The organism is Pseudomonas putida (assembly GCF_026625125.1).
Lineage (GTDB): Bacteria > Pseudomonadota > Gammaproteobacteria > Pseudomonadales > Pseudomonadaceae > Aquipseudomonas > Aquipseudomonas putida_X.
This window is the reverse complement of the sequence record NZ_CP113097.1, coordinates 3,282,145-3,297,232: the sequence shown is the minus strand read 5'-3', so window position 1 is coordinate 3,297,232 and position 15,088 is coordinate 3,282,145. Positions and strand designations below refer to the sequence as shown.

Sequence of the window (15,088 nt, the reverse complement as noted above, 5' to 3'; positions counted from 1 at the left end):
CCGCCTCAGAGGTCCAACAGCAAGCTGGCTGGCGAGTCCAGCGCCAGCTCGCGGAAGGCGGGGTCTGTATCCATCCGCTCCAGGCGGCGCCACAGTGATTCCAGGCCCGTCAGGGTGTCATCGTAGTCGGCCGCGTCGTCGATCAGTTGGCGCAGCGCGCGTCGGTAGTGCATAGGCACCCGCGTCCAAAGCTGCAGCCGCCTTGCACTGGCGTCGGCCAGCAGTGGCTGGTAGTCGATATCCGACACCAGCAGGTCCGCACCATGCAGTTGGTAATACTCTTCAATCTGCTCGCGAATGTGCGGCCCAAGCGCTGGGCTTTCCAGAGTCAGGGCATTGGCGGTGTCAACGGGCAGGGTGAAGCCCGGCGCCAGGCGTTGGAACTGGTTCTCGGACAGGTCGATGATCAACGCCGACTCCAGGCGCTCAAGGCCTTGGGGGAGTTCGGTCAGGCCGCAATTGACCATGAACACCGAGCCAAGCCCCGGCAGGTGCTGCAGGTTCGGCGCCTGGAGCAATGGGTTCTGAGACAGGTCCAGCACCCTCAACCCGGTCAGTCGCTCCAGCGCTGCCTGTGCGCGGGCGTCCCAGCTGATGCGGTTATGTTCGAGGTCAAGCCATTGCAGGTTGCCGGGTACCCGAAGTTCTGGAAGCGCGTCGAAGCGGCAACGGCTCAAGGTCAGGCGCTGCAGTTGGGGCAGGCTTTGCAGCCAGTGTGCGGGCAACTCGCTCAGGGCGTTGTTACCGCTGAGGTCAAGGTCGGCGATGTGGCTCAAACCCGTTGGCAGCGTGAGGGACGCCAAGTCGCTGTTTTCAAGCTCGAAGTTTTTCAGGTCGAGGGCGTGGATGCGTTGGCCGGTGGACAGCACACGGATCGAATTCTGCTGCCAGGCATTGAGAACCTTCCGCACGGCGGGCCGGCGCCGGGGAACGGCCGCCGCCCATCGATCAAGGTCGATGCGTACCTGCCTCAAGGCGTCTTCGCGAATTTGCAGTTCCGTTTCCGCAGAGCGCATCGTGTTACGCCAGTCTGCCTGCAAGCGCTCGACCTGCTCCTGGGTGATGCTGGGGTAAAGCCTGCGCAAGCGCGCCGGCACGCTCCGATCGAAGAACGGTGAACTGGGTACCTGCGGGGAGAGCGGTGCGCCACCGCGCAACCGGTGACGCAGGGCAGGGCGCTTGGCCTGGGGGCCCCAGAGGCGCAGTGGCCATTTTTCCCGCTCGGCAGCGGCCAGGTGTTGCGTATGCTCACCCAAGGCTTGTGCGCTACCCCAGGCCGCTTTCAGTTTCGCTGGCGCTGCGCTGTACAGCGCTTGGTAGGCGTCGCGGTACAGGGGCCCGGCCACCGGGCGCTCGCCCTTGAACACTTCGTACCCCAGGTCAGACCTGAGCAACACGCAACGCTCGCTGGCCTGTTGCGCGCCGATGGCCGCCAGTAGGCGGCCCTCGGGATGGGTTTGGCGGATTTCCAGGCGCACGGGGTCTGGCCAACCGGAATGCCGCTCAATGCAGGCCAGTAGCAAGCGTTCGCTGTCGCTGTCGGCCAGGCGTGGCTGGTACAGGCCCTCCAAGGCCCGGGCCAGGGGTAGATCGCGGGTGATCTGCTGGGCTTGCTGCTGCAGCCAGGCGGGGAGCGCACCTTGCGAGTGCCAAGCGGCCAATGCCTCTGGTGAGAGGCGCGCGAGCAGGCGCCTGGCCAGCGGTGGTGTCAACGGCGCATAGGCCTGGCACAGCCGCTGTTCGGCGGCGCTTGCCGTACGCTGGTAAATGCGCGTCAGTGCCGCGCCGCCCAGCTCGGGCATCTGCTCGGCCAGCGTCAGGCGCTCCAAACTATCGGCGAGCAGTGCAGGCGTGGCCTCACCGGCCAGGTGGACTGCCAGCAACTGTGCCCGGTCCACGCCACTGATGACCATGGCCTGCTGCAATTGCACATCGTCCAGGGTATCGACGGGCAAGCCGAGGCGCCGCATGCACTGGCTGTCGGACCAGCCCTGGGGCACCTCGTGCTCCCCCCGCCAGGCGCCCTCGCCGTTGTGTTCCAGCAACGGTTGGTAGGCCTTGGGGTCAGTCGGGTGGATTAACCTCCAGCGCGGGTCGGTCCCACGCTGGGCTACTTCATACTGTTGCCCCTCCATGCGGATGAACTGCCTGCCTTGATGGGCTTGCAGCCCTTGCGGGTCGGCATCAGGTTCTGCAGGTAACGGCTCGGTACGCGCGTAGCCTGTCAGGTCCGCTCGCCAGAGTCGCTTGCTGCCGTCCTGCAGCTTCACCGGTTCGAGGCTTTCCATCAGCGCGCTGTTGAACAGCTTCGGCAGCACCTTGCCTGCTGCATGCAACCCGCCGATCGCAGCCAGGTTCAAACCGACCGCCTCGATGTGCTGCAAGGCCAGGTGGCGGTCGCCGATGCTCCACGCCTGGTAACCCTCGAACACCTCGCCAAGCAACTGGCAGGCGACTACCCCTGTCATCAGGGTGCCGACCCCGGGTATGAAGAAACCTGCAATCATCAGTGCGTTCAGGCCGATGCTTTGCCACTGGGCCATGCGCCGCTGGTGCGCCTGCCGGTCGAGCGCTGCGCTAGGCACTGCCAGGGCTGCGGCCTCGGCCTTCAGGCGTGCCACATGGTCGTCGTAGAGAAACCTCAGCAGGGGCGCCTCGATGGGGGCAAGGGTCAGGTGCAGGTCGGCGCCCTCGCGCATCGACCACTGTTGATCCAAGGCACTGGTACCTGCGGCGTCGAGGTTCTGCTGCAGCAGGTCGAAGAAGCGATAGCACTGCACCGATGACACGTAGCGCTGGAAAGCGCGTCGGTACCCCGCTTGCAGCAAGTGGGTGGCCAGATGCGCATGCACCCCTGCAAGGCCGGGGAACTGCAACAGGTGCTGCTCATCACCCGGCAGGTACAACAACAACCCCGCCTTGCCAGCGTCGATGATCAGGACTTCGTGCAGCGCGATGCCGAACAGCGATGGCTGCCAGCAGGGCAGAGGTGCATCGCCCAGGAGCGCCTCGATGACGTCACGGCCGTTGCCAGTGATGGTGTGGCGCAGCAAGGCCATGTCGGCGGCAAGCCGCAGGCGATCGCGCAGGGTGTTCATGAAAGCTGCGCGTACCGGGCTCGAGGGTGTTTCGAAGATCGTCTGCAGGTGTTCCTGATACCGCTGCCCAATGTCCAGGTCGCGGCAACTGCTGGCGAAGCTGCTGGGGGAAAGCGGCAGCGGCTTGATGCGATATGCCTCGGACGGCAGGTCGATATCCACCAACGTATCGCTGTCGCCCAGGGTGGTCTGGCCGACGACCGTGGTTGCTTCGAACTGTGCATCACCGGCCAGTACCAGGGCACTGTCCTGGCTGAACCTAGGCTGCTGTTCAAAGTTGTGCAGGGCGGCTTCGAGCAGGCTGGTGGCTGTGTGGCCAGTGACGTAGGTGCCGAACGTGAACATGCGTTGAATATGGATGAGCTGGGTACTGCGCAGCGGCACCGAGAGTTGGTGCTCGGCTTTGAGTCGTTGTCCGAGCAAGTCTTCGGCAAATTCGGCAACGTTCTGCAGCCCAGCCGAGGCGCGCGCCAGCTGGTAGTGCGAGTTGTCCAACCGGCGCTGGCTGGCAAGCACTGCTTCGCGCAGATCAGGTGCAGCATTGGCGAACCATGGCAGTTGTTCATCCAGGCCTTGTGCGGGCAGCACGCTCTCGCGCAAGCGCTGCCAGTGTTCAGGGCTCAGGGTTCTGGCCCATGCCGGTAGCTGTGCCTGAATCAGTTGCTGATGAGGGTTGTGATGGTCGAGATCAGTCATCGTCGGTACCTGCATGAGGGAAAGAGCCGGTAGCAGGCACCGTTTGCAGCGCAGCAGTGAGGTAGTTAACTACCCATTGCAGTAATTAATGACTAGAACCGTGCAGGAAAGAAAATTGACGTCATGAAATGAAGGCAGATGATTGCAAAACGCCGCTTGCTAATGCGCGGGCTTGCATCTTAAATTGTTACTGAATGTTAGGCCGGCAAGGGGCAATGTTGTCGGAATATCAGTCGCTTACGTCACTGTCTTGAGCAATAACCCGCTTCTCTTCCGATAAGGCCGTTTGAATTCAAAGGACGTCGAAGAAGAAATGAAAGCGCACATGATGGCCGTAGCTCGAAAACTCATCTCGCCTTCGCTGCGTTACGAGATCAGAACCGTATCAAACGTGTTACGCGACATGCTGGGGCGGGCGTGCTTTTGGCATTGGGAGATCGCCCGGTTCAGGCTGCAGCAGGAAAGCCCCTACGAAATTCTGTACATCGGCCGAAAGCAACAGCGTGAGATGGCCAAGCTGTTGATAGGCGGCAAGGCGCAGCAGCAGGCACCACAACCCGAGGGCTCGGCGGGCAGCTTGCCCAGCCGCGTCGTCGTCAGTGAGTTACCCACCCTCGGTGCGCTGTCCGTTCCGCACTACCTGAGTGCCGTTGTACCGCTGGGGCGCTCGCTGGACGATATCACCGCGCGCTATGACAGTGAATTGCGCCGCAGTATCCGCAAGAACCGACCGCTCTATGAGATGAGGCAAACGCTGGCTGACGACGAAATTGCCATGGCCGACCGTGATCTGCTGCGGCCGTATGCCAGCGCACGGCAAGGCATTCATGCGGCGCAGTTTCCCACCGAGGAGGTGTTCCGCCTCGCCAAGGGAGTCGGCCGCCTGGACTTGATCACGTTGAACGGCGAGGTGGTTGCCTGCCACCTTGGCTGTGAGATAACCCGGGCGGGCAAGCGCTACTGGAGCACGTTACGTTTCGGTTACTGCGAAGCCGTGTTTTCCGATGCCAAGAAACTGCGTGAGGTCAACTCCATCACCACCTACATGGCATTGGAGTGGGCCTTGGCCAATGGCTTCGACTACTACGACATCGGCCTTTGTCTGGCGCGCCCGGACGATGGGTTATTGAAGTGGAAACGCCGGCGCGGGGGGGATATCGACTCACTCGGCAACCACGCTTACATGTTCATCCGCCTACCCAAGACGGGCGTGGCGCGTTTTCTTTGGGACACGCCACTGTTTGCGGTCGAAGGCGACAAGTTGACGCTGCACCTCGGTTTGCCGGAAGGGTCCAGTGATGAAGCGCTCGCCAGCCGCTACCACGAAATGGTGTTTGGCGGCTTGCACAAAATATACCTGTATGGGGCTAAAAGTTCGGGGGAATTGTTCTTCGAGAACTTGCGTCAACGCTATGCGAACTTGAAATCACCGCCCACGATGGAAAGGGTATTGTCCAACTAACTCAGCGTCAAGGCCGGCCTAGATAAGGACGTTACTTGCGATCTTTTTTTGGCGCTCTTATAAAGGGGCTTTCCATGGGTAGCGATATTTCTAAGTTCAGTTCGACGCTGATCTCCAGCGAAACTGCCTGGACACTGGCCGCCTACAAACACATCGCGAGAAAGCGGCTTGCCCGTAAAGCCGATATCGACATAAAAACGCGCGCGGTTAAAACCTGGGACATTGCACCCGGTGAGACCACCGTCTCCCCACCGGCGTTTTTCCTGCCCAACCAGTTGGAGCGTGTGACCGGCTGGGAGGCCAAGCGGTTTTTCCCGCATGTTCACCCCGCCGGCACCATGCACGGCGGTATTCTTACGCAGCAAGGCCCGACGCGGGGCTACCTGCTGAAGGATGTATGGCTGATTGACGGGGCTTTGTACAAAGACGATGCCACCCACTGGCTGTCGTTGAAGCCCAGCACCTTTCCGCGGGTAACGGTGGACTACGAAATCGAGCGCGGTGCCGTGTATTGCACGCAAAACGGCAACACGTGGTTCGGTACCTGGTTGATGGAAAATTGCCCGACCTACACACTTGCGCGCAACGAGGGCATCCCTGTTACCACGGCACCGTCGGCCAGGTTTCCACTGTTCACTCAAGCCCCCGGTTACGAGGCGTGGCTGGACATGCAGCCCTTGCGCTTGCGTAGCGCCTTTTTCAAGGAACTGGTGCTCTTCGATGACGTGAGCAACAACAGCAGCCGGCATCGGCGCTACCGCGCCATGGGCGACAAGTTGCTGTCGCATGTGGACCCTGTGACGCACCCCGGCGTGTTCATTCTACGCGGCTGTGAAGGGGAATTGCGGTTCATGCGCAATGAACTCGAGGTCGCCGAACACCTGCGCAGGCACCGTGGCTTTCGAGTCATCGACCCACTCAAATGCGATGTGCCGACCATCGTTGCGGCGTGCGCAGGGGCCAGGACGGTGATCGGCGTGGAAGGCAGCCAGCTGGTTCACGGCGTCAACGTACTGCGCTCAGGTGGCTCGCTGCTGACGCTGCAGCCGCCCAACCGCTTCGTCAGCTACTACAAGTACCTGACGGACCGTGACTATCAGCATTTCGGCTTTGTGGTCGGTATGCCGCAGGGCGATGGCTTCACGATCGATATCGATGAGGTCGAACGTACCCTCGATCTTTTCCCGTCATAAGCGTGACGCGAAGCGCAATGATTCGCACTGTTTCTCGTCTTTGAAACACATCGTTCAACTCGCGCGTGGGTGTGTCTATCCGCAAGCGAGCCATTGGGGGTCTCGATGAAAAACTCTTTTTTCCGCCATTTCAATGAGTTGCTACAGATTGGCCACCCTCAAAAGAGCCTGCATCTTCTGCATGTCGAAAATTTGACTAATCAGGGGGTGGCCGATTGAGATTTATTATGGTGTCGGAACGTTGACGTAATGGCATCGTGCCCATAAGCTCAAATCAACAGCGATTCATTCCTCCGCCAAAAAACCCATAATAAATTTTCCTCTTCGTAGGAGGGGACCATGCGCTCAACACTGTTCATCAAATCCATCTTTTTGTTGGTGTTATTGAGCGGGGCGGCACGGGCGGCTGACTCTTATATGAGCCAGACCAACATTGTTCCTCTGGCGACGGCAGGCTGGGTGTTTGCGTTTGCGGTAATCGGGTTTGTCGCAGTTGCCAACAGAAAGAAAATTTGAGGACGTTGCTATTACAAATACGAAGTACTTAACCGTGGTGCCAGTGAATTGACGCTAGATATGGGATGTTTAGGTCAAAGACGGGATCAGTCGCTTGTCAATTTTACAGCTGTTGCTATATTCCAGTAGCTGACGCCCCAGGCGCAAATTGGCAGTGGCAGGCGAAGCGGCATTGCGGTAACAGGGCCTCCTGGATGCTTGAGGCCGTCGCAGCGCGATAACGGCTGCGAAGTGGAGCGAGAGGTTTAGTGTCGTTCTCATTCAGTGCTCTTGAACCTGGGCCGCAAGGCCGGAGGGATCCCTGATGGCGCGTTTGCTGATTTCCATCTTCTGCGTATTGGTGGCTTGGTCCGGCAGCAGTGTTGCTGATCAAGGCAATTCAGCGTATCTGCTCAGCCCCGGTGACCGGGTGCTGATTTCGGTCTGGCAGGAGGACACCCTTCGCCAGGAAACCGTCGTACTGCCCGATGGCAGCATCACCTTCCCACTGGCTGGCCGCATCGATGTGGCCGGCCTGGACGTCACGGCGGTTGCCGCCAAGGTCACCGCCGGCCTGAAACCCTACCTGGCCGATCCCAACGTAAGCGTCGTCGTCACTGGCACGGCGGGCAACCTTGTGTATGTGCAAGGCAAAGTCATCAAGCCAGGGCCGGTGCCCATGGCAGGCCCTACGGCGGTGCTTCAGGCGCTGAGCATGTCGGGTGGAATGGACAAATTCGCCGACGAAAGTGCCATCAAGGTCATCCGCGGCAGCGGCCCGTCACAAAAGGTATTGCCGGTGCGCTACAAGGATCTGGTTTCTGGGCGCGACATGTCCACCAACTTCCAACTTCAGGCTGGCGATACGCTGGTCGTACCTTGACCCTTCCAATATATAAGAATCTCTAGTGCCTATTTTTAGACCAACGCATATTGCAACGGCAATGATGATGTTGCCGTTGTCTGGGGTGGTTCACGCCGCCATTTGGCAGTCTTCAGTCGTGGTGCCCACGTCTGTCGAGTACGACAGCAACCCATTGCTCCTGACGTCCGAGGAGGAAGGTGTGACGCGTACCATCATTGCGCCCGACTACAGCCTGATCGGTCAGTTCGACCGCGACCAGTTGCGTCTGGGCCTGGGTGTCAACGTGCTGCGCTCATCCGATCGGTCGATCGTCGATGACCGAGAAGACCCCAAGTTGAGCCTGGGGTGGCAGCGCGAAACCCAGACCGGAGGCTTCGGTTTGCTGGCGCGTTACGAGGAAAGCTCCACGCTGTCCGGTGCGGTGCAGGACACCGGTGTGGTCACCACCGACGGCACGCAGAGGATGTCCACGCTCGAGGGCAACTGGAGCAGTGCGGTGACCGAGCGCAGTACGCTGGCCAACGTCCTTACCTATTCGCATGCCCGTTATGACATCAGTTCGCTGACCGGTTACGACGAGTTGTACAACACATCGACGTGGACCTACGCCTGGAGTGAGCGCACCGACATCATCACCGGTTTCGACGCCAGGCGTTATGAGCCGCAGGACGATACCACCGCAGTGTCTTCCAACAGCTACAGCCCGAACATCGGCGTCAGGCACCGTTTTTCCGAACGGTTCGAAGGCGAGGTGCATGTCGGCGTCAACAAGACCACGGGGTCTGGCGGCGGGCGCCGCGGTGAAGGTGGCATGTCGCTGTTCTACCGGGGTGAACGTGCCGACGCCAGCTTCAGCGCTGAGCGCAGCACCGTAGCCAACGCCGAGGGCGGCTTCGCCGAGCTCGACATGGTGCGCGGCAGCTGGAGCTACCTGGTCACCGAGGTCGACCGCGTAGGTGTGGATGCCTCCTGGCAGGACAGCAAAGGGGTGTCGCCAAACACCTTGCAAACCTATGGCGTGTGGGCCAGCCGCGCATTCTCACCGGCCTGGGACCTGCGTTTTTCGTTGATGTACAAGCAGCGCCAGCAAGACGGCTTGCCCGATGCTGACGCGACCATTGCCGGATTGACGTTGACGTACAGATATCCCGACATCTGACTCTCGCACGGGTGGCCACCATGAAATCGGACTACGAGCTTTCCCTTAAAGATTACATCGCCATCATCAAGGACCGCGCCTTGTTGCTGGGGGTGAGCATCGTGGTCGTGATTGCGGCAACCATCGGGGTGGCCGTCACGGTGCCGCCCCTTTACCAGTCGACCGGCACCATCCTGGTGGAGTCGCAGCAGATTTCCCCGGAGCTGGTCTCGGCCAACAACAACAGTTTTGCCGATGAGCGTATCGAGGTCATTCGTCAGCGCGTCATGACCCGCGAGAACCTGCTGAAGATCATCGACAAATACAATCTGTTCGCCGACAAGGGCAGGCAGTTCAGCGAAACCGACAAGATCGAGCAGATGCGCAGCGCCATCGCCGTGGCCACGCTCAGTACCTATGTCAAAGGGCGTGGCGAGGCGACGGTCGCGTTCACGGTTTCGTACGAGGACAAGCGCCCTGAAGTTGCCAAGGAAGTGGCCGACGAACTGGTGACGCTGTTTCTCAACGAAAACATGAAGCAGCGCACCGAACGGGCAACCGAGACCACTGAATTCCTTACCCAAGAGGCGAACAAGCTGGGCGCCGAGTTGGCTGCACTCGAGAACAAGCTGGCGGATTTCAAGCAGGCGCACGCCAATGCCTTGCCTGAGAACCAGCAGTTGCGCATGAGCATGTTGTCGCGTTCGGAGCTGGAGTTCCGCGAGGTCGATCGTGACTACAAGGCCGCCCAGGAAGAGCTGCGTTACCTGGAACTGGAACTGGCGGCTGCCAATGCGGGGGTGCCCGCACAGGCGGCTGGCGGCAGGCCTGCCGCGGCGGACCAACCCCAGGACCTGGCCAGCCTCAAGGCCGAGTATGCCCGGCTGTTGACCAAGTACACCCCGGCGCACCCCGATGTGGTGGCCGTCAAACGCAAGATCGACCTGCTCAAGGCGTCGGGCGAGAAGGGGATCGCCGCTGCGGCGGCCATGAATCTCGACGCCGCCAGGGTACGCACCAAAATGGCGGCTACTCAGTCGCGCATCGCATCGCTTGCTGAACAGAAACGGCAGCTGACGGCCAAGATGGAAGGCTATGAGGCCGATATTCTCGAGGCTCCGCAGGTGGAGCGCGGCTTGGTCACGCTGATGCGCGACCATGACAACGCGCGCAAGAAGTACGAGGAAATCCGCAACAAGGAAATGGGCGCGAAGATCACCGAAAGCCTGGAGCAGGAAAACAAGGCCGAGCGCTTCGTGCTGCTGGAGCCACCGTTGATGCCGGAAAAACCGGTCAAGCCCAACCGCAAGAAAATTGTCGCATTGGGCCTGGTGTTGGCGCCGGCAGTGGGTGGCGGGCTGGTGATGCTGCTGGAAATGCTCAACCAGCGTATCCGCGGTGTCGGTGCCCTGGAAAGCGTGCTGGGCAAGCGCGTGCTGGTGGCCGTGCCGTACATTTCCACCCAGGCCGATGTAGCCAGGCGCCGCAAGTGGCGAGTGCTGCTGGCCATCGCCGGGTTGTTACTGATTGCTATGCTGATGGTGGTCGTCCATGTGTTCTACATGCCACTGGACCTCTTGCTGTTTAAAGCTATGGCTCGGTTTGAATAGGGAAGCGCAGCGATGGACAGAATTACGCCGGCTATCGGAAAGAACATTCATCAGGTTTCTCCCTCTCCCGCTGAAACGCCAAAGGCGCCGCTCGTGCCGCAGCAGCCCGAAGCCTTGGGGCAATTCGACTACGTGCAGACCAAGGTGGTGCCGCTGCGGGCGGAGCACCTGGAACGCAACCGGATCGTCTCCTACAACAAGAACTCGAACATGAGCGGGGCCATCGACCTGCTGCGCACGCAAGTGTTGCAGGCCATGGAAGAAAACGGCTGGCGGACGTTGGCGATCACGTCGCCGACACCCGAGGCGGGCAAGACGGTGCTGGCTGTCAACCTGGCCATGAGCATCGCCCACCACACCACCAAGACCGCATTGCTGGTGGACTTCGACCTGCGCCGACCCAGGGTTGGCAGCAGCCTTGGCCTGCCCATGGACAAAGCGCTGAATGAGCTCCTCAAAGGCGAGGCCTGGCTGGAAGAGGTTCTGGTCAACCCGACCTTGCCGCGGTTCGTGGTGTTGCCGACGCGCGAACCGATACCGATGTCCACCGAGATGTTGTCATCGCCCAAGGTCAACAGCCTGATCAGCGACCTGCGCGACCGCTACGACTCGCGCATCTGCATTTTCGATCTGCCACCGCTGTTGAGTTCCGACGATGCATTGACCGTCTTGCCGAAGTTCGACTGTGTGCTGCTGGTGGTGGCCAACGGGGTGAACAGCAAGAAGGACATCGAAGACTGCCTGCATCATCTGGCGACAGCGAACCTGATCGGGGCGGTATTGAACAAGGCGGATGAGCAACCGCGGCCTTACTACTGAGTCTTTGATCGCCGATGCAAGGAGCTGGCTGACCAGGCTTGCTCCTTGCTTGCGCTTGCTGTTGCGCTCACCTCATTGCCAGGGGTATTGAAGCTCCCATTCCCAGGCGTGCCGCACGATCTGCTCCAGTGAATCGAAGCGTGGCTGCCATCCCAGCACCCCCCTGGCCCGTGCAGCGTCCGCTACCAGCCTGGCCGGGTCGCCATCGCGGCGGGCTGCCTCGACCACGTTGATCTGCCGCCCGGTCACGACCCGGGCGGTGTCGATCACCTCCTGCACGGAAAACCCAAGGCCATTGCCCAGGTTGAACGCCGTGCTTGCGCCACCGGCCAACAGGTAATCCACCGCCAGCGCGTGTGCCGACGCCAGGTCGGCCACATGCACGTAATCACGGATACAGCTGCCGTCGGGGGTGTCGTAATCATGGCCGAACACAGTGATGGCATCGCGCCGGCCAGAGGCCGCCTGCAGGATCAAGGGGATCAGGTGGGTTTCCGGTTCGTGGCATTCACCCAGCAATCCTTCCGGGTCGGCGCCCGCCGCATTGAAGTAACGCAGGCACACCGAGCGCAACCCGTAGGCGCGGTCGAAGTCCTGAAGGATCTGCTCCACCATCCACTTGCTTCGCCCGTAGGGGTTGATCGGCACCTTGGGGTGCCGCTCATCGATGGGGATGTACTGTGGGTCGCCGTAAACGGCTGCCGTAGAGGAGAACACCAGGTGCTCGATCCCCGCTCGCACCATGGCATCGAGCAGGGTCAGCGTGGCAGCGACGTTGTTCTGGTAATACTTGCACGGGTCGCTGACCGACTCGGCCACCTGGATGAACGAGGCAAAATGGAAAACCGCATCGAAGTGGCAGTCGTCGAACAGGGCATCGAGCGCGTGCGTATCTGCGATATCCAGCTCGACCCATTCGATAGCGGGGCCGGTGGCCACGGTATCCGCTACCACCACTTCATGCCCGGCGGCCAACAGGTGCTTGACCATGTGTGAGCCGATGTAGCCTGAACCCCCGACAACCAAGTACTTCATCCAATCCTCCTGGAACAGAAGCAGCGTCGAATGCCTGGAATACAGGTCTGAATTGACTCTAGATGGCGATATGCCCTATTTCAAGAAAAGCCAGTTGGCCATGCTGCGGCCATTGAAACGGATGATGTAACGCCCCTGTTCGTAGCTCGACGCCAGCACCTGCTCCTGGCCGTCGGGCGTGCGGCCGTAGAGTTTCAAGCCTGCTGGTGCCTTGACGCTCAGGGTGCCTTCGAGCGGCTCGACGTGAAACGGGGTCATGTCGTCGGGCCGGGGCACGGCACGGGTACCCAGTGAAATCAGCAGGCTGCGCGACTGGTTCAACGGCTTGGTATCGAGGCTTTGTACCACCACGCTGGCATACGCGGTTTTCAGCTGCAGCTGGATGTCGCCAAGGTCCATGGCCTGGCCGCCCAGCCAGCCGGTCGCGGCCTGGGTCGAGGGCGTGTCGATGGTGTACACGCCCCGTTGCCAGTTGCGCCGCAGTTGCCCGGTGTCGGTGACCGACTCGCGGGCGTTGGCATCGAGCAGTGACTGGTCCGGGTCGTGCAGTACCTGTGCATCGGCGGGAATGGTACTGGCCTGCAGCCACGGCAGTTGCGCCGTCTGGGGCATGGCGATCTGCAGTTGGCCCTTTTCCATGGCGGTGCGCAGCAGCACCGAGGTAGTGGGGGTGATCGCCCTGTTGAACAAGGTCTCTGCAGTGGGTGCGAAGACGTAGCGGGTTGTCGCCAGCTGCACGTCCTCGCGGCGGTAGAGCAGGGCGGCGGCAGGCAGGGTAGCTATCAGCGCCGGGTCGTTGTAGGCATTCCAGTTGTCTGCGCGGCGCCACTGGCTGAAAAAGGCCTGCTGGCTGTAGGCGTACTGCATGATGGCGTCCCAGCCCTGGTGGCTGGCCGTGGCAGCCACATACAGCGGCAACGAGTGGCGGTCAGGCAGCGGGAAGGGTTCGGCGTTCCACTCAGTGACCGTCATCGGCAGGCCCACCACCTGAGCGGCGCCGAGCCAGTTGATCAAGCCATCGCTGGTCAACGGGTTTTTCTCCAGCTGCCCGATGCCGCCATAGCTGTGGGCATCGATCACGTCACCGGTGGTCAGCGACGGCAGCGAGGACAAGCCGTTGCCCCCCCAGGTGCTGGTGGTGGAGATGGGGACCTTGACCCCGATGTTGCGCAGGTCAGTGATCATGTCGGCGAACACCCGGTGTTCCAGGTCGTTGAGAAACAGCTTCGAGGGCCCGTGCTCCCAGGCGCGCCAGGTCTTGTCCGCCGGCAGGTCCTGGCGGCTGGCGAACGCCTTGGCTTGGTCCATGTACAGCCGGCTGTGGCGGGGCACGCCTTTGTCCGGCAACAGTGCGTTGCCAAAGTGCTGGGTGATGTCGTTTTCGTTGGTGAGCAAAATGGCCGCGATGGCCGGGTCGTCCTTGTAGGCAAGCCCGGTATAGCGGTTGACGTGGGTCATGTAGCGTTCGGCGAAGCGCTTCATGGCCTGGGCAATGGTGACGTTGACGTAGGCATAGCCCTTCACGCCAGCGACGCCTTGCTCTTTGGGTAGCTCATCGAAGGCGTAGATGTTGTCGTTGGCGGTCAGGATGCGCGAGACGTTCATGTCGAGCCAGACATACACGCCTTCGTCCTTGAGGCATTTGATCCACCAGTCGATCTTCCTCAGCGATTCGGCGTCCAGTTGCTCGGTATTCTTGATCTGCGTGAGGTCGCCGAAGATGTTCGGGCTCACCCACGGCGAGTCGTGGTGGTGCAGCCGTACCAGGTTGAAGCCCAGTGCCGACAGCCGCTTGGCCTGCGCCTTGATCTCATCGTCCGGCGTCTTGAACAGCGCATAGGCCGACAGGTTGGTGCCCCAGAAGCGCGCCGGAGTGTTGTCGGCAAACACCAGTCGTTCACCCGAAGCTTTGACGAAACCACGCTTGCCGGCTGGTTTTTCCCCGGCGTTGAGAAACGAAAGGTCCACCGGTGACGTGCGCCAGTCCAGCTGGTCGTCCGGCCATTGCGTGGGGTCGGCCAGGCCGAAGCGTTCGCTGGGCGTGGGGCCTATGGCGACGTCCCCGGTCACGGTCAGCGCCGCCTCGATCTGTTGGCGGCCAGGCAGAATCGGGTCGGTGTAGAAAAAGGTTCGCACCTGGCTGGTGTCGCCGCGCTCGAAGTAGACCTTGGCCAACGGGGGATCGAAGCGCATTTCCACGTGCGGGCCTTCGCTGTTCTTGCCCCAGGCCCAGCCACGGTTGCCGGGCAACAGCACCGGATCGCCCATGTCCCCGGCGATCAGCGCGGGGTCGAAGCGCCAGACGATGCCACCGCCCATGACATCGTCTTGCTTGCTCTGTGCCTGCAGGTCGAAGTGCCAGGTCAAGGTTTGCTCCTGGTCCTTCTGGATATCGGCCTTGAGGTCGAAATCAAGGTCCTTGTTCCGCCCCGTCAGGGTGTAGCGGTAAGGTCCCTGAACCTTGAGTGTGGGGTAGAAGCCCGTCCAGCTCCAGTCTGGCCCCCAGAAGTCGAAGCTTGAGACAAAGGCCGGGCCGCCGCCGCGCGTCAGGGTGGGCAGGCCGTTCTGTTCGTCGACACTGACAACCCAGTCCGACGCCATTCCGGCCATCGGCAGCATCAGCAGGCCAACCAGTGCCGTTGCCCGGGCCAAGGGGCAGAATGAAGTGCCGGTCATT

The 15,088-nt window shown here is 61.1% G+C and carries 10 protein-coding genes; 7 read left to right on the top strand and 3 right to left on the bottom strand.

The features are described 5' to 3' along the window. Positions 1-5: 5 nt before the first annotated feature. Positions 6-3,794, bottom strand: coding sequence for a leucine-rich repeat domain-containing protein (locus OSW16_RS15180; RefSeq protein ID WP_267816412.1), 3,789 nt, complete (start codon positions 3,792-3,794; stop codon positions 6-8). A 313-nt stretch (positions 3,795-4,107) separates the two neighbouring features. Between OSW16_RS15180 and OSW16_RS15175 the strand changes: the two genes are divergently transcribed. The 7 genes from OSW16_RS15175 to OSW16_RS15145 all read left to right on the top strand — a co-directional run bounded on the left by OSW16_RS15175 (position 4,108) and on the right by OSW16_RS15145 (position 11,376). Continuing rightward, on the top strand, positions 4,108-5,256 hold the full coding sequence (locus tag OSW16_RS15175; protein ID WP_267816410.1) for a hypothetical protein: 1,149 nt from the start codon (positions 4,108-4,110) through the stop codon (positions 5,254-5,256). Positions 5,257-5,330: 74 nt separating this feature from the next. Next, positions 5,331-6,449 carry a glycosyltransferase family 61 protein gene (locus OSW16_RS15170; protein ID WP_267816408.1) on the top strand — a complete coding sequence of 373 codons (1,119 nt, stop codon included), beginning with the start codon at positions 5,331-5,333 and terminating at the stop codon, positions 6,447-6,449. A gap of 339 nt (positions 6,450-6,788) precedes the next feature. After that, positions 6,789-6,965: an EPS-associated small membrane protein EppA gene (eppA, locus tag OSW16_RS15165; RefSeq protein ID WP_012314771.1), complete on the top strand. Its 177-nt coding sequence runs from the start codon at positions 6,789-6,791 to the stop codon at positions 6,963-6,965. Positions 6,966-7,269: 304 nt separating this feature from the next. Next, positions 7,270-7,827, top strand: a complete 558-nt coding sequence (locus OSW16_RS15160) for a polysaccharide biosynthesis/export family protein (RefSeq protein ID WP_241803679.1) — start codon at positions 7,270-7,272, stop codon at positions 7,825-7,827. Between the two features lie 25 nt (positions 7,828-7,852). Beyond that, the gene (locus OSW16_RS15155) at positions 7,853-8,968 is read left to right on the top strand and encodes a hypothetical protein (protein WP_267816404.1); all 1,116 of its coding nucleotides are present in this window, start codon (positions 7,853-7,855) and stop codon (positions 8,966-8,968) included. A 20-nt stretch (positions 8,969-8,988) separates the two neighbouring features. After that, positions 8,989-10,557, top strand: coding sequence for a GumC family protein (locus tag OSW16_RS15150; RefSeq protein ID WP_267816402.1), 1,569 nt, complete (start codon positions 8,989-8,991; stop codon positions 10,555-10,557). Between the two features lie 12 nt (positions 10,558-10,569). Further along, complete coding sequence (locus OSW16_RS15145) at positions 10,570-11,376, top strand: CpsD/CapB family tyrosine-protein kinase (protein WP_241803674.1); 807 nt, start codon at positions 10,570-10,572, stop codon at positions 11,374-11,376. Positions 11,377-11,448: 72 nt separating this feature from the next. Here the strand turns inward: OSW16_RS15145 and galE are convergent, their stop codons facing one another. Together galE and OSW16_RS15135 are read right to left on the bottom strand one after the other, a co-directional pair. Then, complete coding sequence (galE, locus tag OSW16_RS15140) at positions 11,449-12,411, bottom strand: UDP-glucose 4-epimerase GalE (RefSeq protein WP_267816400.1); 963 nt, start codon at positions 12,409-12,411, stop codon at positions 11,449-11,451. A gap of 75 nt (positions 12,412-12,486) precedes the next feature. Further along, positions 12,487-15,087, bottom strand: coding sequence for a glycosyl hydrolase family 5 (locus tag OSW16_RS15135; protein ID WP_267816398.1), 2,601 nt, complete (start codon positions 15,085-15,087; stop codon positions 12,487-12,489). Between the last annotated feature and the right edge of the window lies 1 nt (position 15,088).

Excerpts from the sequence above, each read along its gene's own strand:
- OSW16_RS15180 (WP_267816412.1), bottom strand. The coding sequence starts at position 3,794 with ATGACTGATCTCGACCATCACAACCCTCATCAGCAACTGATTCAGGCA.
- OSW16_RS15175 (WP_267816410.1), top strand. The coding sequence starts at position 4,108 with ATGAAAGCGCACATGATGGCCGTAGCTCGAAAACTCATCTCGCCTTCG.
- OSW16_RS15170 (WP_267816408.1), top strand. The coding sequence starts at position 5,331 with ATGGGTAGCGATATTTCTAAGTTCAGTTCGACGCTGATCTCCAGCGAA.
- eppA (WP_012314771.1), top strand. The coding sequence starts at position 6,789 with ATGCGCTCAACACTGTTCATCAAATCCATCTTTTTGTTGGTGTTATTG.
- OSW16_RS15160 (WP_241803679.1), top strand. The coding sequence starts at position 7,270 with ATGGCGCGTTTGCTGATTTCCATCTTCTGCGTATTGGTGGCTTGGTCC.
- OSW16_RS15150 (WP_267816402.1), top strand. The coding sequence starts at position 8,989 with ATGAAATCGGACTACGAGCTTTCCCTTAAAGATTACATCGCCATCATC.
- OSW16_RS15145 (WP_241803674.1), top strand. The coding sequence starts at position 10,570 with ATGGACAGAATTACGCCGGCTATCGGAAAGAACATTCATCAGGTTTCT.
- galE (WP_267816400.1), bottom strand. The coding sequence starts at position 12,411 with ATGAAGTACTTGGTTGTCGGGGGTTCAGGCTACATCGGCTCACACATG.
- OSW16_RS15135 (WP_267816398.1), bottom strand. The coding sequence starts at position 15,087 with ATGACCGGCACTTCATTCTGCCCCTTGGCCCGGGCAACGGCACTGGTT.